The organism is Streptococcus sp. 1F3 (assembly GCF_054968985.1).
This window is the reverse complement of sequence record NZ_JBUEQR010000069.1, coordinates 1-17985: the sequence shown is the minus strand read 5'-3', so window position 1 is coordinate 17985 and position 17985 is coordinate 1. Positions and strand designations below refer to the sequence as shown.

General features: G+C 40.7%; 19 protein-coding genes. 1 reads left to right on the top strand and 18 read right to left on the bottom strand.

Annotation, left to right across the window (positions count from 1 at the left end; translation table 11 throughout):
* Positions 1–10: 10 nt before the first annotated feature.
* From ACVPON_RS06735 to ACVPON_RS06695, 9 genes are all read right to left on the bottom strand, one after another.
* A complete protein-coding gene (locus tag ACVPON_RS06735; RefSeq protein WP_462877469.1) occupies positions 11–1687 on the bottom strand; it encodes an acetaldehyde dehydrogenase (acetylating) in 1677 nt (558 codons plus the stop codon).
* Positions 1688–1714: 27 nt separating this feature from the next.
* The gene (locus tag ACVPON_RS06730; RefSeq protein WP_462877432.1) at positions 1715–2332 is read right to left on the bottom strand and encodes a BMC domain-containing protein; all 618 of its coding nucleotides are present in this window, start codon (positions 2330–2332) and stop codon (positions 1715–1717) included.
* Between the two features lie 16 nt (positions 2333–2348).
* Positions 2349–2981 (bottom strand): cupin domain-containing protein, encoded by a 633-nt coding sequence (locus ACVPON_RS06725; RefSeq protein WP_462877430.1) that lies wholly within the window; start codon positions 2979–2981, stop codon positions 2349–2351.
* A gap of 15 nt (positions 2982–2996) precedes the next feature.
* Positions 2997–3293 (bottom strand): EutN/CcmL family microcompartment protein, encoded by a 297-nt coding sequence (locus tag ACVPON_RS06720; protein WP_462877429.1) that lies wholly within the window; start codon positions 3291–3293, stop codon positions 2997–2999.
* Between the two features lie 9 nt (positions 3294–3302).
* Positions 3303–4142 (bottom strand): ethanolamine utilization protein EutJ, encoded by an 840-nt coding sequence (eutJ, locus tag ACVPON_RS06715; protein WP_462877427.1) that lies wholly within the window; start codon positions 4140–4142, stop codon positions 3303–3305.
* A gap of 1 nt (position 4143) precedes the next feature.
* Complete coding sequence (locus ACVPON_RS06710) at positions 4144–4761, bottom strand: hypothetical protein (RefSeq protein WP_462877425.1); 618 nt, start codon at positions 4759–4761, stop codon at positions 4144–4146.
* A 446-nt stretch (positions 4762–5207) separates the two neighbouring features.
* Positions 5208–6344, bottom strand: a complete 1137-nt coding sequence (locus ACVPON_RS06705) for a 1-propanol dehydrogenase PduQ (protein ID WP_462877423.1) — start codon at positions 6342–6344, stop codon at positions 5208–5210.
* Positions 6341–6787 (bottom strand): EutP/PduV family microcompartment system protein, encoded by a 447-nt coding sequence (locus ACVPON_RS06700; protein WP_462877422.1) that lies wholly within the window; start codon positions 6785–6787, stop codon positions 6341–6343. The genes ACVPON_RS06705 and ACVPON_RS06700 overlap by 4 nt, the downstream gene beginning before the upstream one ends.
* A complete protein-coding gene (locus tag ACVPON_RS06695; protein WP_462877420.1) occupies positions 6784–7122 on the bottom strand; it encodes a BMC domain-containing protein in 339 nt (112 codons plus the stop codon). Before ACVPON_RS06695 ends, ACVPON_RS06700 begins: the two co-directional genes overlap by 4 nt.
* 548 nt (positions 7123–7670) lie before the next feature.
* Here ACVPON_RS06695 and ACVPON_RS06690 point away from each other — a divergent pair.
* Positions 7671–7874, top strand: coding sequence for a hypothetical protein (locus ACVPON_RS06690; RefSeq protein ID WP_462877417.1), 204 nt, complete (start codon positions 7671–7673; stop codon positions 7872–7874).
* A gap of 517 nt (positions 7875–8391) precedes the next feature.
* Here ACVPON_RS06690 and cutD read toward each other — a convergent pair.
* The 9 genes from cutD to ACVPON_RS06645 all read right to left on the bottom strand — a co-directional run bounded on the left by cutD (position 8392) and on the right by ACVPON_RS06645 (position 17399).
* Positions 8392–9381: a choline TMA-lyase-activating enzyme gene (gene cutD, locus ACVPON_RS06685; protein ID WP_462877416.1), complete on the bottom strand. Its 990-nt coding sequence runs from the start codon at positions 9379–9381 to the stop codon at positions 8392–8394.
* 98 nt (positions 9382–9479) lie between these two features.
* On the bottom strand, positions 9480–12014 hold the full coding sequence (gene cutC, locus ACVPON_RS06680) for a choline trimethylamine-lyase (RefSeq protein WP_462877414.1): 2535 nt from the start codon (positions 12012–12014) through the stop codon (positions 9480–9482).
* Between the two features lie 183 nt (positions 12015–12197).
* On the bottom strand, positions 12198–13559 hold the full coding sequence (locus ACVPON_RS06675) for an aldehyde dehydrogenase family protein (RefSeq protein ID WP_462877411.1): 1362 nt from the start codon (positions 13557–13559) through the stop codon (positions 12198–12200).
* 21 nt (positions 13560–13580) lie between these two features.
* Positions 13581–13892 carry a BMC domain-containing protein gene (locus ACVPON_RS06670; RefSeq protein ID WP_462877409.1) on the bottom strand — a complete coding sequence of 104 codons (312 nt, stop codon included), beginning with the start codon at positions 13890–13892 and terminating at the stop codon, positions 13581–13583.
* 11 nt (positions 13893–13903) lie between these two features.
* A complete protein-coding gene (locus ACVPON_RS06665) occupies positions 13904–14203 on the bottom strand; it encodes a BMC domain-containing protein (protein ID WP_462877407.1) in 300 nt (99 codons plus the stop codon).
* 15 nt (positions 14204–14218) lie between these two features.
* Entirely contained in the window at positions 14219–14503 is a 285-nt protein-coding gene (locus ACVPON_RS06660) for a hypothetical protein (protein ID WP_462877405.1), read from the bottom strand.
* Positions 14504–14506: 3 nt separating this feature from the next.
* On the bottom strand, positions 14507–15514 hold the full coding sequence (locus ACVPON_RS06655; protein ID WP_462877403.1) for a DMT family transporter: 1008 nt from the start codon (positions 15512–15514) through the stop codon (positions 14507–14509).
* 35 nt (positions 15515–15549) lie between these two features.
* Positions 15550–15831: an ethanolamine utilization microcompartment protein EutM gene (gene eutM, locus ACVPON_RS06650; protein ID WP_462877401.1), complete on the bottom strand. Its 282-nt coding sequence runs from the start codon at positions 15829–15831 to the stop codon at positions 15550–15552.
* Positions 15832–16532: 701 nt separating this feature from the next.
* Positions 16533–17399, bottom strand: coding sequence for a MerR family transcriptional regulator (locus ACVPON_RS06645; RefSeq protein WP_462877399.1), 867 nt, complete (start codon positions 17397–17399; stop codon positions 16533–16535).
* Positions 17400–17985 lie beyond the last annotated feature (586 nt).

The window sequence follows — 17985 nt, the reverse complement described above, 5'->3', positions numbered from 1 at the left end:
TCTACCCCTCTTATTTCTTTCTCAAAGCAGACAGAATTTCACGCACAAGAGCTTCATTATCTGCTGGACTATGACTAGTGGTTTGCACGCCAGAGGTAGCTGAAAGCTCTGGCTTCTGTCCTTGTTTTTGTTTTTGTTCAAATGCTACCTGAATTTCTTGAGGAGTTTGACCTAGAAAAACTTTCCTCTCTGTTACTGTTTTAGCAGCCTTAGAATGATGTTCGATTGGTGATGTGATCGGCTTGACTGTATCAGTTGGCTGATGTAAGTGCGCTGATTTTGGTAGGGCTTGGAACCCAACATCTTCTGCTACGATTCGTGTCACATCTTTCAAGCCATAGGCAACTGTCTTGATATTAACCAAATGCTCTGGTGTTAAGTTATCAGAAACTGAACTACCTCCATCTGTGCCACAGCCCAGTGTAAAGGCAATTGGTAGACCAGTAGACATACCTGTACCACCTTGGCTACCACCTGTATTGATCAAAATCCGTGATGCTGGTTTACGAGAAAATTGGAAGATTATCTCTGGATCTTCGGTATGGATACTCATGGTATGACCGATACCATTTTGCAAGAGGCGAATACTCAAGGCACACGCTTCTTCCCAGTTCTCTACTACATAGAATCCTAAAACAGTTGTCAATTTTTCAAACGATAAGGGATTGCCCTGACCAACACCAGCCTGTGGTCCAACCAAAATCTTCGTATCTTCTGGAACAGCTATGCCGACAGCTCCTGCAATCGCCTTAGCTGATTGACCGACAAATGTTGGATTCATAGACGGATTGCAGCCTTTTGAATCTCCTCTAAATAGAACTTCACAAACCTTGTCCGTCTCTTCCTGGGTCATGAGGTAGCAACCTTGAGCTTTCAACTCATCCATTACCTCCTCTTTATTGGATTCTTCGCAAATAATGGCTTGCTCTGAAGCACAAATCGTTCCATTATCAAAGGTCTTAGAAGCAACAATACTAGCAACCGCCCTTTTGACATTGGCCGTTTTTTCAATGTAGGCTGGTGAATTTCCAGCACCAACTCCGATAGCAGGTTTACCACTGCTATAAGCAGCTCTAACCATACCTGGACCACCAGTTGCGATGATCAGAGAGACCTCTTTGGCATGCATCAATTCATTCGTCGCTTGGAGAGTAGGATTGGTCACACAGCCAATGATATGCTCTGGGGCACCAGCTTCAACAGCAGCCTTTCGCACTAGCTCAGCTGTAGCGATACTACAGCGCTTGGCTGACGGATGTGGAGCAAAGACGATTGCATTGCGCGATTTAATCGCAATCATTGCCTTAAAAATAATCGTAGAAGTTGGATTCGTTGAAGGAGTGATTCCTAGTAATAATCCCATCGGTTCTGCAACACGGAATATTTTTTTACTTTCATCAAAGTCAATGATTCCTGATGTCTTACTGTCTTTAATTTCCTCATACAATAATGTAGAAGCGGCGTAATTCTTATAAGCCTTATCAGCCAGTTTCCCAAAACCAGTCTCCTCAACAGCCATGTCCGCCAAATAATAAGCATTAGCCTCTACAGTCTTTACAATGTTCCGTAAAATTGCATCAATTTGTTCATCTGAAAAAGTTGCTAATCTATCAGATGCTTTTTTCCCCTCCTTTACAAGGTCTCTTGCTTCTTGAATAGAGCAAAGATCTATGTCAACTGTCTTCATTTGATTCATCCTTCCTATGTACTGTTTTTAATTTTCTCCTCGTTTTTCCAGCTCTTCCATTAAAATAGCAATCATCTTTCTTCTGACCATTCCTTGGACTGTCTCCTCGGTAAGTGTCAGTTTTGGATGATGTAGAAGAAGCTTTCTTAAATCTGCTGCTTTCATTTTTTCCAAACGCTTTTTGTAGTCTTTGGGCGTAAGGAATACTTCTTCTGATTCGACCGTTGGAGCTTGGGATGCCTTAGACATTTCTGTCATTTCCACAGGGGATTCAAGAACTGTCTGTAAAGCTTCCTGCCCACTTTCCTCTAGAGTTTTGATCGGTTCCATAAAGACCGGAGGATTTGTGATGCTTGTTTCCTCCTCTTCTTGATCTTCTTCATACAAAGATACCACTTGATGATCAGGGCGAGGAATAACATGCGAGTTATAAAAGCAGGCTTCTCCTAAATCTTTGACCGCACCAACTCCTGCATCTACTGCTGTTTTAACCGCAGCTACATCTCCAGTAATAAACACATTCACCAAGCCTCCCTGAACTTTTTCAGCTTTCATCAGGGAGACGTCTGCTACCTTTAGCATGACATCAGCTGCTTCAATCGCTCCCACCAAACCATATGTTTCAATCATTCCTAATGCCTTCATATGATTTCCTCCAGCATTACATCAAATCAGACCAGTTGGAAGGATAAGTGGTATAGAATAATTTCGCATGGTCAGGGGAGCTCCAAATAACATCAGAGCCTGATGGGATAAAGAGGACATCTCCCTTACGACCAACATATTTTTGACCATCAATTTCGACACAGACAGTACCAGAAATAATATAATCAATTTCTTGGTATGGTAATTTCCAAGCGAAGCTTGAGCGATCAATTTCTAGAAATCCTGCACTCATCTTCGCTTCATCTTTCCCCACCACTTCTTGAAAACGAACACTTGTTTCTGGCTTCCCCGTGTCAAACTGATCCATTCTGACGGTTCCACCTTTCACAACTTTCAAACCATTGGCGTGACTTACACTGCGATAAGGTAAGTTTGCTTTCTCTATTTTTTTATCACAAGTTGTCAACATTCGCCTTAAAAGGGAGAGTAATTCTTCTGCTGAAATACCACATTCTCCTTTTTCAGTCTTTCTTTCAGATTGTTTCTGACCAATTTCAAAGGAAATACCACATTTTATAGCCTCATCTCGGGCTGCTGGCGTAATGATCGTATCTGCCTCAACATAATAAATTGTTTTGCCCGCTTCATGGCAGTCAGAAACATCTTTTACAACAACTAATTTTGCCATTTGCTCTCCTTTACATTAGGAAAAGTGTTCCTTTTTCCCATTTTGCTTTTTTATTTCATCATAATTTTCATCAATGATCCCGATAACAGCTGCATCAACAGGCATCTGATCATCTCCCATCATACGGCGGGCTGCTGTCCCAGTGGTGACAATGACACGATCACCAATGCCTGCACCAATCATATCGACGACTACTAACAGTTCGCCCGCCTTGCTACCACCTTTTACCTCGGCCAATAAAAATTTAGCACCGCTCAAGGCATCAGACTTTCTCGTAGCCCAAATTGTATCTACCAACTCTGCAACTAGCATATCTCCTCCTCAATAGATTATTTCTTGACCACAATTCATTGCAATACCGATTGGGGTCACAAACAGCGGATTTCGGGGTTTAACAGTCTGAATTCCCGTCTCTTTTTCAATAATGGCTTCAATACCTGTCAAGCAACTTGTCCCCCCTACCAAGTAGATGACCTCTACCTCAAAACCAGCAATTTGCCTTTTTATAATGGAAGCAATTTTTTCTACAACAGGTTTGAGAATGGGCAGTAGTTCTTTATGATGTTGGGGATTTTGTTTATAGGTATTGGCTTCCTCCATACTGATTTGGTAAGCTCCTGAAATGACTAGTGAAAAGTGAGTTCCTCCAGTTGCTTCATCTACGGCCTTCACCACTTTACCATCTTCTAAAATAGAGATCCCCGTTGTCCCACCACCAATATCGACAATAGCCCCATTTTTGAGACCGACAATTGTATTTGCTGCACTAGGCTCATCTAACAAGGCAGTCAACTCAAAGCCAGCACTCTGAACCACATTCTTGATTGCTCCACCATCTAAGATATCCGTCCCAGGAGGGAGGGCTGCTGCCGCATAGAGTAATTCGGTATTGAGTTGTGCTTCCAATCTCTCTTTTAATGCACGTACAATCCCGATTGCCCCGACATAGTCTACTACCATTCCATCACGAATCACGCTAGCTGGCTGATGGGCACCGGCGACAATCTTTTTTTGATCGTCCAATACAACCAAAACAATGGAAGCGGTCCCTAAATCAACACCTGTAAAATAGATACTGCTATTGGATGTGATTGGCTCTATCGTTACCTTTTCAAAGTCTGCTACATATTGATCACATGTTTTTGGCAATCCATCAGGCATTTTATTTCCCCTCCTCACCCTTATTTAGATAATAGGCAATCAGTTGTTCCAAGCGATGAACAATGTCTGACAGATAAGGTTGTGCACGAAGATCCACCTGCTCTATCCATGCTTCCAAGCGGAAATAAAGTGGATAAAGCCTTATCAGTACCCGTCCCTTATTAGTCTGTAAAAACATACCAACCGTTGACAAATGTTCAACAATCGCAGTCTTGTCCATCTGTACCGCTTCCGTATTCACCATTGTAATCGGTGGAAGATTGCCTTTTTCATTTACCATTGCTAAGGCTAGACAACGTTCTATTATTTTGAGTTCTTCTACTAAAGGCAGATCTGTACTAGCTAAATCATAAGCTGTTTTTAACAGTTCACACCGAATAGCAAACCATTCAGCCTGAGGAAGAGTAATTGATTGGATCGGCTCTTCTTTTTTAACAGGAAAGGCAGTTTTGCTTACTTTTTTCTGTATCCGTCCATTTCCTTCTATGATCTTAATCTTTCTATCTGCAAGAAAGGTTCTGGCACCAGGAGTTAATCTTACATTTTGGGGAATCGTAAAGGTATCAAAAGGAACCTTATGATACTCAACACGTATATCATCTTCGGTTAAAAATTTCATAAACTCCTTCTTTCGCTTATATAGCCTTCTTTTGTCTATATTGATAATTGAAATCGAGCTACGAGCTGGGTAAAAAGGTAGGTAGCTGTTTCGGCTTTATCTAATTACAGATGAGAAGCTTTTTAGGGATAGGCTGAAAACCTCCACTGGAGCTTTTCACTCGTCAAATTTCCTATTTTGCTGTAGCTATTATGAACTCTATTCACTTTACGCCCTTTGTATCTTGGTTTAACTGAGTTCGAGCTAAGCACTGTGTGAAAAAGATAAATTTTCCTAGAAACTACCGTTTCTTCGTCAAATTTCCTATTTTCACTTAGTGCTTTTAACGCTCTCACATCTTAATTGAACTCGGGCTAAAAACTCGGAAAAAAGATAGACCTCCTCGTGTTCATCGAACACGTCGTCAGTCTCCTATTTTTCATTCGCTTTTTATACGCCCTCGTATCTTAGTTCAACAATCCTCTATAGATTTCTTCAAGTTCGGCTACTGTTACGGAGCGGGGGTTTGTTGGGGTGCAAGCATCTGTAATGGCTCGTCTTGCCATTTCAGGAATCATCTTTTCAAACTCGAGAGGATCAATCCCTAATTCTTTAATGGTCATTGGCATATTCATTTGCTTCATCAAGCCTGTAATTGCATAATTCAAGGCACGTACGCTCTGTTTTGTTGTTGTACCATAGAGATGCAACAGATTTGCTACTTGTGCATAGCGCCTTGCAACTGCTGTATCCCGATCTGTATTGAGTGAGGCATTGAACGAAATGATATAGGGAAGCAATACCGCATTTATGCGACCATGCGGAACATGAAAGAAAGCCCCAATCGCATGGGATAAGCTATGGCAGATCCCTAAACCTGCATTATTAAAGGCGATTCCTGCAATGGAAGAAGCATTGTGCATTTTTTCACGCGCCAATAGGTTGCTTCCATCTTTATAGGCTTCAACAACATGGTTAAAGGCTAGCGTCAATCCCTTTTCTGCACAGGCATCTGAAAAATCACTGGCCTGATTTGATACATAGGCTTCTAAACAGTGTGTAAGGACATCCATCCCTGTATCCGCAGTAATCGCTGGTGGCACACTCATTGTAAAAACGGTATCTAGAATAGCAACATCTGGAACAAGAGAGTCATCAACCAAGGCATACTTTTCATTTCTGCTTGGATCTGAGATAACTGCAAAGGTCGTGTTTTCACTCCCACTTCCACTTGTCGTTGGGATTACAATCAAAATCGGCTTTTCTACACTTTCTGTTTCAGTATATACCCTGATAACGGCCTTAGCTGCATCTATGGCAGAACCACCTCCTACTGCAATAACAGCATCTGGTTTGAACCCTCTCATTTCAGCAAGGCTTTCAGATACAACTTCAATAGTAGGATTGGGTACAATTCGTGAAAAGACTTTACTAGCAGCTCCCATTTCCTGCAAGCAATCCAAGGCTTCTTGAAGCATATTGCTTTTCTCCACAAAAGGATCGCAAATAATATAAGCTCGGATGATGGATAACTTGGAAATTTCTTTTGTAGAGCCCTGACCAAAAATAAATCTCGGCCCTACCTTAAATTCTTGTATATTCATTGATTACCTTCTTTTATTTTTCCTAATTGCTGTAATAAATACTGAACATTCCTTGCATCAAGGCAAGCTAACTCGACAACCATATCCACTTTGGCTTCCCTCAATTCTTTCTGACAATCTAGACGCTGCTCTTCCCTCTCATTTTCTTGCCCCATAATGACACCAATGGTTGGAATTCGAAAACTCTTTGCAAAATTTGGTGAATAGATCCTTGACTGTCGCTCCGCATGCAGGAGCATTAGCACTCCATAGGCATTCTGTTGAAGCGATATAATATGTTTTTTCATACTAGGGTTTCTCAGATAGGCTTCTGGAACAAAAATACAACGAGAATAATAAACAATAGAACGGATAAAGGAAAGCTCCTGATTATCTTCCAGCATTTTTACAAGTTCTTTTGCCTTACCATGGTCTGAACCAATGACTAATAATCGTTTATTCATGAGCGTGTGAGAGAAACAACTGTAAAGTCCAGTTGCTCTTTGAAATAATCTACAATACTTTGCAAAGCCACCTCCACACTTTGAACATCGCCACTGAACATGACCGACCCCGTAAAACGGTCTACAAAACAAATATCAACATCAGCAGCCTTTCCAGCAATATCCGTTGCAATGATAGCTGTTTCGTAGGGGGTTAGAGCCAAGATACCAATCGCCCCTTTGTGAGATATACCAAGACTATCGTAAACTGCACGAATTGGCGCAGCAATCACATGCGCTAAAGTAATCTGCTTCCCAGGAACAGACTCTTGAATAATACGACTCATTTTTTCCATCTTATCCGACAATCTTCCCTTTCTTAAACAAGATACAAAGCCCGTGAAAAACTCAAAGCGAAAATAGAAAATTTGACGAAGAAACTTTAGTTTCTAGGAGAATTTGTCTTTTTCGCACAGAGTTTAGGGCGTGTTCAATTCCAACAAGATACAAAGCCCGTGAAAAACTCAAAGCGAAAATAGAAAATTTGACGAAGAAACGGGAGTTTCTAGGAAAATTTATCTTTTTCGCACAGAGTTTAGGGCGAGTTCAATTCCAACAAGATACAAAGCCCGTGAAAAACTCAAAGCGAAAATAGAAAATTTGACGAAGAAACTTTAGTTTCTAGGAGAATTTGTCTTTTTCGCACAGAGTTTAGGGCGAGTTCAATTCCAACAAGATACGAGGGCGTTTGACACGAGTTTCACTCGTTTTATTTCCAACCTTTACCAGTCTGGCATAGACTGGTAAAGCAACTCCTAGACAAAATAGACAATCGAAGCAGGTTGTCTTGCAACCAATGAGATTGGTCTTTTTGGCAGTGAGTTGTAGCCCGAGTTCAATTAAGATGTTAGGACGTCAAGAAAATGGAAAGAAAAATAGGGAATTGGAGAAGATGACCTTTGTCATCAAGCCGATTCATCTTTTTTCTGCCATTTTTAGTCCGAACTCAATTAAACCAAGATACAAAGCCCGTGAAAAACTCAAAGTGAAAATAGGCGGCCGAGCAGAAGTTGCTTGCAACTTCGTTGCGAGACCCCTGCGAGGATAGCTAGGCTAGTCACAAATGAAATACAGGGAATAGCCAGCTAGCTACCGCTAATACACTATATTTCAATCTATTTCTGTTAGGGTCTTTTTGGCAGTGAGTTGTAGCCCGAGTTCAATTAAGATGTTAGGACGTCAAGAAAATGGAAAGAAAAATAGGGAATTGGAGAAGATGACCTTTGTCATCAAGCCGATTCATCTTTTTTCTGCCATTTTTAGTCCGAACTCAATTAAACCAAGATACAAAGCCTGTGAAAAACTCAAAGTGAAAATAGGCGGCCGAGCAGAAGTTGCTTGCAACTTCGTTGCGAGACTCCTGCGAGGCTAGCTAGGCTAGTCACAAATGAAATGCAGGAAATAGCCAGCTAGCTACCGCTAATACACTGTATTTCAATCTATTTCTGTTTGGGTCTTTTTTCCGAGCTTTTAGCCCGTGCCCCCCTTTGCTCGCAAACACTGTGCAGTTTTAGACTTCCCAAAAGCTGGACTTACAAGTATGTTCTATCTCAATGTGTAGGATATCAGTGTTTTACAACTGTCACGGGAACATCGTAAGCCAATATATAGCGTTCGATTCTGTCCAAATCATATTGGCTCAAAGAAGGATCGCCCTCTATCTTATACTCCATGCCGAGTTGATAATATTTATTGACCCCTAACTTATGGTATGGTAATAGATCGATTCCTTTAAAATTAGGATACTCTTTATAAGGCAGTAAAAATTCTACGATAGCCCTCATCTCCTCTTCACTATCATTGATTCCTTTTAACATCGGCATTCGAATTTTTACATTCCGACCGGATTCCAGAAGTGAGACTAGGTTCTTTAAAATCCGTTCATTTCCTACACCCGTCCATTCATTGTGTTTCTTTGAATCCATATGTTTCAAGTCAAATAGAAACAAATCAGTATATTCAGCAACTTTCATGACAACTTTATTGGGTACATGTCCCGCCGTTTCTACAGCAGTGTTCAATCCATCTTGCTTACAGGCTTGTAACAGGGCTACTGCTCCTTCAGCCTGTGCCAGACACTCACCACCCGACAAGGTAACTCCTCCCCCTGACATTTCATAAAAGGCATCATCTTCATGAATAATCTCCATGAGTTCAGAAATCGTCTTGGATTCTCCGATGATAGAGATTGCTCCTTCTGGGCAACCTTCAATGTCAGATTTGTTAGGAAATCTTTTCTTGTATTTTCGAATATCGATTGGATGTTCTTTATCCAAATAATCATATGGAATAGGATTTTCTTGATTCTTATAAGCAAAGCAAACCTTTCCTAGGGGACAAGTCCTTGCACAAGCATTGTAGGGTTTACACAAGGTTTCTTTATACATGATGTTAGAACCAAATTCTAAGCCCTCTGGATTGGCACACCACTTGCAACGCATTGGACAACCTTTAAAGAAAACAATTGTCCTTATTCCTGGACCATCATAGAGATTGTACTTTTGAACATTAAATACATTTATTCTAGTCTCATGCTTTTTTGTCGCTCCTACCACTATTGTTTCTCCTATTAAGGCACTCGTTCTATTCATCAAGGTCAAAACAACTGTAACCTTTCAGTCGTTTTGTCCCCCATGCTACAAGGGCCTTTTGATTAAAGGTTGCGTAAGACCGTGCGTGAAATAATTTCATCTTGCACATCTTTACATAATTCAACAAAGAAGGCACTGTAGCCTGCCACACGAACGATCAAGTCCCGATACTTCTCTGGATGTTCTTGGGCATCAAGCAAGATTTTATTGTCAAGGTAGTTGAATTGCATTTCTCCATTTCCCAGAATACTTGCAGTACGCAAGAGCGTGATCAAACTTTCTTCTCCTTGAGGCGTTTCAAGTAAGCCAGCCATAATCTTGAAGTTATGCACCATACCAATATTCATGTTTTCATTCGCCATTTTAGATACTGACTTGATAATAGCTGTAGGTCCCTTTGTATCCATACCATGGTCGGGTGAAATACCGTCTGATAAAGGTTTCCAAGCCCGGCGACCAGAAGCAGAGGCACCTGTAATTTGTCCCAAAGGAGTATTGTTTGAAATGGATAAGGTTCCATGGCTCAATACTGAATAGAGGGTCCGATATTTTCGGTGTTCTTCTTCGGTAAATTCGACAATATCTGAGGTAAAGTAGTCAACATAATCATTGTCATTGCCATATTTTGGAGCTTCCAAACAGTCTTTTCTAATTTGGTCATAGCCCTCAAAATCTGCTACCAATGCCTTGTTTAATTCTTCCAAGGTATACTTCTTATCTTCAAAGACCAATTTTTTAATAGCAGCCATAGAGTCCGCATAGTTGGCAAGACCTGACCACACTACACCAGGACCAAAGTTGTAGGTAGCACCACCAGCTTTAACATCACGACCATGCTCCATTGTTCCCTCATACATCATTGACATCAATGGAACTGGAGCGAGGTCACGTTGTACCCGTTGTGAAATAACCGTCATAACAGAGGTCCATTTTGTAACGTACCGGATTGTTTCTTTGACTGCTGCTTCAAATTCCTCAAATGTCTTGTATTGGCTAAGTGGTCCCATATCTGGTGTCACGGGTTTACCATACCAGAGTGGCACACCACGGTTCAAGGTCGTTTCAATCAACAAGGGCCATTGGGTATAAGACGTTGAAGTCCATTGGTAAAGCCGTCCAGATTTTTGTGGCTCTACACACCCCATGAGACAGTAGTCACGCGCATCTTCCATTGACACACCTTTTGCCAACATCATCTTGATGTGGCTATCATCAAAATGACAGGCTGGGAAGCCAAGACCTGCACGCACCACCTCGACAATCTTTTTCAGATATTTACGAGGTGATTTATTATTGATACGAGCAGCTAGGGTTGGTTGATAAACCTTGACATGACGAACAGCATCCATTAAGAGATAGGTCAGCTCATTGGTCGCATCGCGGCCTTCACGGGTTACCCCACCCACACACATGTTGACAAATGGCTGGTAGCCTGCAAAAAATTTGGAGGACCCTTCTGAGGTTAACCACATCATTTCGGACATTTTTATGAACATGGATCCTGCAATTTCAAATGCTTGGAAGTCGTTTATCCGACCTTCTTCTATGTCTTTTTTATAAAATGGATACATGTATTGGTCGACGCGGCCGATTGAAAGACCAGTTTGATTTTCTTCACAAAGAAGCAAGAGCTGGATCGTTACCAAATATTGCATAGCTTCCCAAAAGGTTTCGGGTTTATTAGCTGGTACATTGGCATTGACGTGAGCAATCATTTCTAATTCAGCCTTCCGCTTCGGATCTGTTTCCTTGCTTGCTAATTGGCTAGCATATTCAGACATCCGTTTGGCATAGATAATGACGCCTTCAGCAGTTAAGATTTGCCCTTTGTAAAAATAGATTTTTTCGAGAGCATCTGGATTAGCATAATCCAATTCATCTAAATGGGCTTTTGCTTCTTCGATAACGTCTAGCATTCCCTTTTTCATACCGATGACGTCATAGCCTGGATTGGAGTCTCCCCCTCCAGATTGCGCATGATAAGAACAGTCTGACACATATGATTCTCCTGATAACTCCCAGGCACCTGCTTCTCGATATTGTGATTCACAGGCTTCATCGACAGACTTACCAGTCCAATAGGGGAAGATTTCTTCCACTAATATCTTCTTGTCTTCTTCTGACAAATCATATGGATCTTGCGGTCGAGTAGATACTGTGTCTAATTCATCACGGAGCCAACGCCAAGAAATATCCGGTGAGAAAGCCCCCCAACGAGGACCACCGTTTGGTGCACCTACTAGCAACTCATGGTCTTGAATGACAAGCGGTGCTAGTTTACAAAATTCCTTGAAGGCAGTAGCACGTAAAACGACTTTGGGCATTCCCTCATTTGCTTTTGCGACACGGGTCAAGTTAATGGCACGAATCAAAGAAATGGTTGGGCGAGCGTTTAAGTATTGATTTTTCAAAGCCTGCAAACGTGGGGTAATCCCATCTGGCTTCTCCGTTCCTTCACTGGCAAGAACAGGCGCTGGATCTAGCTTTGCACTCTCTTCTGACACGCTTTGAAAAAGATTCGCAAGCGATGCACGCTCTGCATCACTCAATTGTTTTGTTGCTTCTTGTAATTTAGCTTTAAATTCTTGCATATCCATTTTAGATACTTCCTCTCCTTCCTCAAATATAGGAAATCTATTCTGATTGTATTTTCCTATTTCTCAAAAACCAAGATACTACTTGATCAACTGAATGGGAAACATTTAGGAAAAATCCATTTTCTTATCTCCCGCTCATCCTTTCTGTTCACTATTTACGAATCCCTTGCTTACTGACAGCAATCAAGCATGAGTATCCATTTGAAAACCAACCTGACGGGTATAGGTCCAAGTCTTAGGTGTCACATTTTCTGCACTATAGCCTCGCCCAGTTGTAATTCCTCCCAAAATGAAGGACGGGGAAAAATGAGAAGTAATTCCTGTTGCGGCACAAACCGTCGGTGCATTGACAATCATTCTTCCAACTGATTTCACCGTCGCAAATTCTTGAATGACTTTCCAGTCTGTTGAATGAATGGTGAGAGTATGCCCCATTTTCAATTCTGCTAACAGTCTCATACATTTGACACAAGCCAAGGTCCAATCGGGTTCTAAATAAACCATGATGAGTGGACAGAGCAATTTTTGATTGAAAAAATCTTCTTCATTCAGATAATCTTGAAACGAGACCAAGACCCTTGTCTCATCGGGAACTGTAAATCCTGCCATTTTAGCCAGCCAAACAGCAGATTTCCCAATGTAAGAATTGCTAATATTCTTTTTTGAACGTTCCAACCATTCTTTTAACTTTTGTGTCTCAGATTCATCTAATAGGTAGGCTTTATTTTCAAGCATATACTGCTTTATTTGCTCTGCTATTCCATTTTCAGTGACCAGAAATTGTTCTGAACCTGGTAAAATTCCATTATGGAAACTCCGTGAGTAAATCACATCTTTTACTGCCTGCTCAATATCTGCTGTATGCTCAATAAAGACAGGTCCAGAGGCTTCGCCACCATAGATTAAGGGAATATTTGTCCGAAATTGATCGCTAATATATTCAGGACAACCAATATTGACAATCAGTGAAACCTTGTCACTCCTTAGCATCTCCAATATTCCTGAATTTGTAACCATTTCAATAAGGGAGATACTTCCTTCAGGAAAGCCACACCTTTCTGACAAGGCAATAAGCCATTTCAAACCGTCAATCGTCGCAGGTTTCGAATATTTATTGGCAATCATTACCAAGGTATTTCCCGATTTCATTGCAAGCAGTAATAGATTGACCAGTAAGGAAAAGGTCGGATGGGACGGGAGGAGGACGACGACAACTCCCAGAGGGACACCGATTTCAATCGTTTTATTCTCCACATCACCTGTAAGTATGCCAACACAGGGCTCTACTTGCAGGCTTTCTTGAAAACGCCGAAGAAATTGCTGGCATAAAAACTGTTCGTCCTCCTCATTTCCATAGTCATTTCCCCTCGTAAAACGCGCAATAGAATGGTCTGCTTCTTTTTGTAATGCTACTATAAAAGAGGCGCTACATTCATCCAATTCACCTTGGTTGAACTTTTGCAGTTGAACAAAAGACATTTGAGCATTCAGAAGTAGGTTTCTTGTTTCTTGGATTGAATCCAAATCTTTGTCAATATATCTCATGTGCAACATCTCCTCTTATTCTTAGGCTTCTTCTGGTAGTAGGACAGATAAAGAATACCGATCGATGATTTTTTGTAACTCTTCATGTGGGCCGGGAATCACCACATGGCTATATACTTCTGTTCCCATTTTTTCAACTGCACAAACACCGGCATCCACTGCTGTTTTACAGGCTTCTGTTTCTCCTTGTACAATGACTGAAATATAACCAGAGGCTGTATTTTCATAACCTACTACCTCCACTTCAGAGGCTTTTACCATAGCATCTGCGGCTTCTAAGGCAAAAACCAATCCAAATGTCTCAATAGCTCCTATTGCTTGATATCTTTCCATTGCCTTCTCCTTTAGCAGTTGTCAATATCATGTACTGAAACGATGTCCCCAACAGCAGGGATAGGCCTTGGCATCACGTTATGGGATGTCAATTTTCCAATAGCTGCTGCTGCTCGTGCACCAGCTTCAACCGCCGCCTCCACTGCTGCAACATCTCCAACCACCATCATCGTCACTAAGGTCGAACCAATATTCTCATAAGAAACGAGTTTGACATCACTTGCCTTTAACATCTTATCACAAGCTTCCAATGCTGGAACCAAGCCAATCGTTTCGACTAGTCCCAGGGCTTGTCCACCACGATATCTCATGTTGACGTACTCCTTTTATTTTCTAAATTCTTCCGCAATATATTTTTTTACTGCTGACTGGCCATCTTCGGTGATTGTATAGTAAATCCTCAAGTGTCCATTTTCATCTAAATCATAACTTGACTGCTCTAAGTAGCCATTACACTCTAAAGACATCAGGTGCTCTAAAAATAAAACTTCTGTAAATTGTTTTTCACTGCCATACTTTGGTTTCAAAGCTGACATGACTTGTCTGACATCAGCCTCACGAATGCTCGCCATATAATTCAGTACTGCTGTTCTTGCTGGTAATAATCGCATCTTCTAGTCCTCACCTTTTCTAAAGAAATCTAGGGGATTGGTCGTTACTAAAATAGCTCCTATAATGATAGTGGTCGAACCAATTACAATTGCCGGAGTTATTGCTTGATGTAAGAACAAGATGCTCAACAAAACTCCCCAGAAAGCATAGGTAATATTGAGGGACATTCCTATTGCAGTACCAACCATAGCATTTGATCTGTACCATTCCGCATAGGAAATGCCTACAAGGGTACCAGAAATGAGCAATAATCCAATTACCAAGGGTGAATGGAACATACTAGTAAACAATCCAGTAGCACCAATCAAGGGAATAATAACCACCATTTGGATGATACCTGAAACGAGTTGGCGAAGAGTAACATTGACTTCTGAATCAAGAAGAGCTCCCCCAAAGCTAGAAATACAGCCCTCCAATCCCCAGCAAATAGCTGCAATAAGAGCTAGAATAATCCCTAATGTAAAGTTTGGAGCACCTTCTGGCTTCACCATGTTAATGATAATCGCTCCAAGAATACAAAAGCCCATGCCTCCAATCACGCGAGCGTTGAGTTTCTGTTTTAAGAAGATAGCTGCGAAGATTGCACCAAAGGCTGCGGTTGTAGCTGAAATCGGAATCGCAAAAGCGCCCGCAAGATAGAGACCAACGAGATAAGCTCCATTGGCAACTGGTCCTCCTAGAAGATAACCCAAAAGCATGATTTTTCCAGGTTTTGTTGCGAGGCTCCGCGCTAGCTCATGGAACTTTCCTGTCCTGATAAGATTGAGTAACAAAACACAGCCACCTAGAAAATCATTAATTGCCCCAATGACAAAGGGTGCTGCTAAAATACCAACTGCAGACGTCAAAGGATCAAATCCTTGGACAATGATGATTAAAAATGAATAGAGCCCATAAAATAAACCAGAAATTGCACCGCTTCTGATACCGGAAGCATGAAATTTCTTGGTTGTTGTAAGCATCTTCTGATGCGCTTCCAAGTGACCAATGTTTTTGGTATTTTGTGTCATAAAATCAGTACCTCTCATCATTACTACAAGCTCAACTAGTCATTTTTATTTGGTAAAATGGTTTCTACTTCGCCATGTGGGCGTGGAATCACATGAACAGAAACGAGCTCACCAACTCGTTGAGCTGCCGCAGCACCAGCATCAGTAGCTGCCTTTACTGCTCCCACATCGCCACGTACCAAGACAGTCACTAAACCACCTCCTACATGTTCTTTGCCAATTAAAGCAACATTCGCTGCTTTTACCATGGCATCGGCTGCCTCAATGGAGCCAATCAAGCCTTTTGTTTCAATCATCCCCAATGCTTCAGAACTCATGGGTACACCTCCGTTATAACATTTATTTAATACTCAATAAAAATCAAAAGTAGACTGGCTTTCACAATTAAGAATTGTGAGAGGTTGGAAATGAGAGTAGCACCGCTCATTTTCTTATAATCGAAGCCGAAGGTAGAACGAGCGTTCACCCAGGCAAGTTGACGACGTATCCTTTTGATTTTTAAAGAGTATAGACAATAAGGATCTAAGCTTATATCACCTATTTATGTTTTATTGTAAGCTCTTCCATAAGGGGAAAGTCAATTATTTTTTGTAAAATTTCTATGTTTTCTCCCCAAGAATCTGATAAAATAGGAAATCTCGTCTTTCAAACCCTTATCTATCACTACAAGACCCATTCTTTCTAATCTATTCTGATTTTTTTAATAAAGCTCTCAAAAAGAAAGACTTGATAAAAAATAGTTCAAATGAAAAGTCCTCTTTTCCCCAAAACCTTTCCCTTGGAGGAATGTTTTCCCCCTGTCAGATGAGCATACAAGGAACTTTCAGATAGTGGAGTTGCTTCCTAACTAGGGCTATCTGCCCCTAAAGGGAACACATGGATACGAATGCCGGTGATATGCTTTGCTCTTTCTGTCCTCACATCTTGCCTGAGTTTAGGCTCAAAAGACTAAAAAAAGAGTGAGGTAAGGGGTGCTACCTTGCCTCGCTCCTTATTTTTTATTTTCTACCCCAAAAGACTATCGAATCACTTCATCGGGTGTCACGACTGGAATAATAATTTCCGTAACAAATTCTTCACTATTTTGAGTGACCCAATAATCAATCACATACCTTTCATAGCACTCTGATTGCAAGGTATAGTCGCAGACTTCGGCATAATCCACTATTTTTTGATAGGTCTCCTCGATTTTCTCGAGCGCTCCAATATGATAGCAACTAAGCGCCATAAAACCACCGAAGCTAGAAAATTCTGAAGATTCTGGGAAACAGTGCTGGAGAATCGTTACAGTTTTTGCCTGCCCAGTCATTTTTTCCTGATAAGAATCATACTTTAAAATGACTGGACCAGATACCTCAAGATGCTTCTCTTTTAAGAATTTTGTCCATTCGAGGTTGATAATCGATTCCTTATAATGATAGTGATAGGGCTGTTCTATTCTGCAGTAGCTCCTTTCTTCGCTATAATATTTGAGACTAACTACTTGGCTGGCTAAACCAGCCTTGATTTGATTCTGATTTTGTAGGCACATTTCACCTTCTATGATGAGCTGAAGCCAATCGTCTACAGAAGTAAGAGAAATCAATAGCTCCTCCCTCTTTGCCTTAATCTCCTCTCTCCTTTCCTTTAACAAATGATAGTGATCGTTGCAACCATCCAAGGAAATTAGTTTCTTAATCTGCTTTAATTCTAGCCCAACTTGCTGATAATACTTAATGACTGGAATGAGCAATAGGGTTTCCTTATCATAATAACGATAACCATTTTCCTTTGATACTAGCTTGGGTTGGATTAGCCCCAAACTTTCATAGTAACGTAAGGCCTTTGAGGAAACACCGCATAACTTCGCCGCATTCCCGATCGAAAATAATTGCTCTTCTGTCATAGTCGCCCTCCTCCCTGTTTAAAAAATCCTCTAAACAATTAGAGAATTACCTTATTTTGATAGCGCTGTCAAGCAAAATTTGACTACATTGTAATATAGTTCACAAAATAAGTCAAGACAAATTATCCAATTATAAACAAGGAAAATAGAGAAAATAAGGCGTTCTAAAGATTCAAAAATTCAATTCCATTAAGGAATTTGACCTAGGCAACTACATGTTAAAATATTTTTTATAAGAAAATTATGAAAATTCTAATATTATCCACAAAATTATAAGAGCCTCTATTCACAAGTAAAGTACTTTCATATAAGAGATGTTTTTTCGCTCATCAAGTCTTTTTGGAGGAAACACTGACTGTATGTTGAAGAAAACAAACGATGACCAGCTTATCCTCAATAAAAACGAGTCTTAGATGGAAGTGCTAAACTGGGAATAAAGCTTCTAAGACTTGAAGCCACTTTTTTCACTTAAAAAGACAAAAAAAGGGCTCTATAATTTCTGTAGTGGGTAAATCCACTGTAGAGATTATGGAACCTTTTTGAGTATAGAAAAAAAGTCCCATATGACCTATAATGAAAAGCGATT

Bases quoted from the DNA above. Each gene is read 5' to 3' on its own strand.
- eutM (WP_462877401.1), bottom strand. From the start codon at position 15,831: ATGAGTTCTGAAGCATTGGGGATGATTGAAACAAAAGGCTTGATTGGC.
- ACVPON_RS06705 (WP_462877423.1), bottom strand. From the start codon at position 6,344: ATGAATATACAAGAATTTAAGGTAGGGCCGAGATTTATTTTTGGTCAG.
- cutC (WP_462877414.1), bottom strand. From the start codon at position 12,014: ATGGATATGCAAGAATTTAAAGCTAAATTACAAGAAGCAACAAAACAA.
- ACVPON_RS06690 (WP_462877417.1), top strand. From the start codon at position 7,671: ATGTTAGGACGTCAAGAAAATGGAAAGAAAAATAGGGAATTGGAGAAG.
- ACVPON_RS06710 (WP_462877425.1), bottom strand. From the start codon at position 4,761: ATGAAATTTTTAACCGAAGATGATATACGTGTTGAGTATCATAAGGTT.
- ACVPON_RS06655 (WP_462877403.1), bottom strand. From the start codon at position 15,514: ATGACACAAAATACCAAAAACATTGGTCACTTGGAAGCGCATCAGAAG.
- ACVPON_RS06700 (WP_462877422.1), bottom strand. From the start codon at position 6,787: ATGAATAAACGATTATTAGTCATTGGTTCAGACCATGGTAAGGCAAAA.
- ACVPON_RS06720 (WP_462877429.1), bottom strand. From the start codon at position 3,293: ATGCTAGTTGCAGAGTTGGTAGATACAATTTGGGCTACGAGAAAGTCT.
- ACVPON_RS06645 (WP_462877399.1), bottom strand. From the start codon at position 17,399: ATGACAGAAGAGCAATTATTTTCGATCGGGAATGCGGCGAAGTTATGC.
- ACVPON_RS06730 (WP_462877432.1), bottom strand. From the start codon at position 2,332: ATGAAGGCATTAGGAATGATTGAAACATATGGTTTGGTGGGAGCGATT.
- ACVPON_RS06695 (WP_462877420.1), bottom strand. From the start codon at position 7,122: ATGGAAAAAATGAGTCGTATTATTCAAGAGTCTGTTCCTGGGAAGCAG.
- ACVPON_RS06660 (WP_462877405.1), bottom strand. From the start codon at position 14,503: ATGCGATTATTACCAGCAAGAACAGCAGTACTGAATTATATGGCGAGC.
- ACVPON_RS06665 (WP_462877407.1), bottom strand. From the start codon at position 14,203: ATGAGATATCGTGGTGGACAAGCCCTGGGACTAGTCGAAACGATTGGC.
- eutJ (WP_462877427.1), bottom strand. From the start codon at position 4,142: ATGCCTGATGGATTGCCAAAAACATGTGATCAATATGTAGCAGACTTT.
- ACVPON_RS06675 (WP_462877411.1), bottom strand. From the start codon at position 13,559: ATGAGATATATTGACAAAGATTTGGATTCAATCCAAGAAACAAGAAAC.
- ACVPON_RS06725 (WP_462877430.1), bottom strand. From the start codon at position 2,981: ATGGCAAAATTAGTTGTTGTAAAAGATGTTTCTGACTGCCATGAAGCG.
- ACVPON_RS06670 (WP_462877409.1), bottom strand. From the start codon at position 13,892: ATGGAAAGATATCAAGCAATAGGAGCTATTGAGACATTTGGATTGGTT.
- ACVPON_RS06735 (WP_462877469.1), bottom strand. From the start codon at position 1,687: ATGAAGACAGTTGACATAGATCTTTGCTCTATTCAAGAAGCAAGAGAC.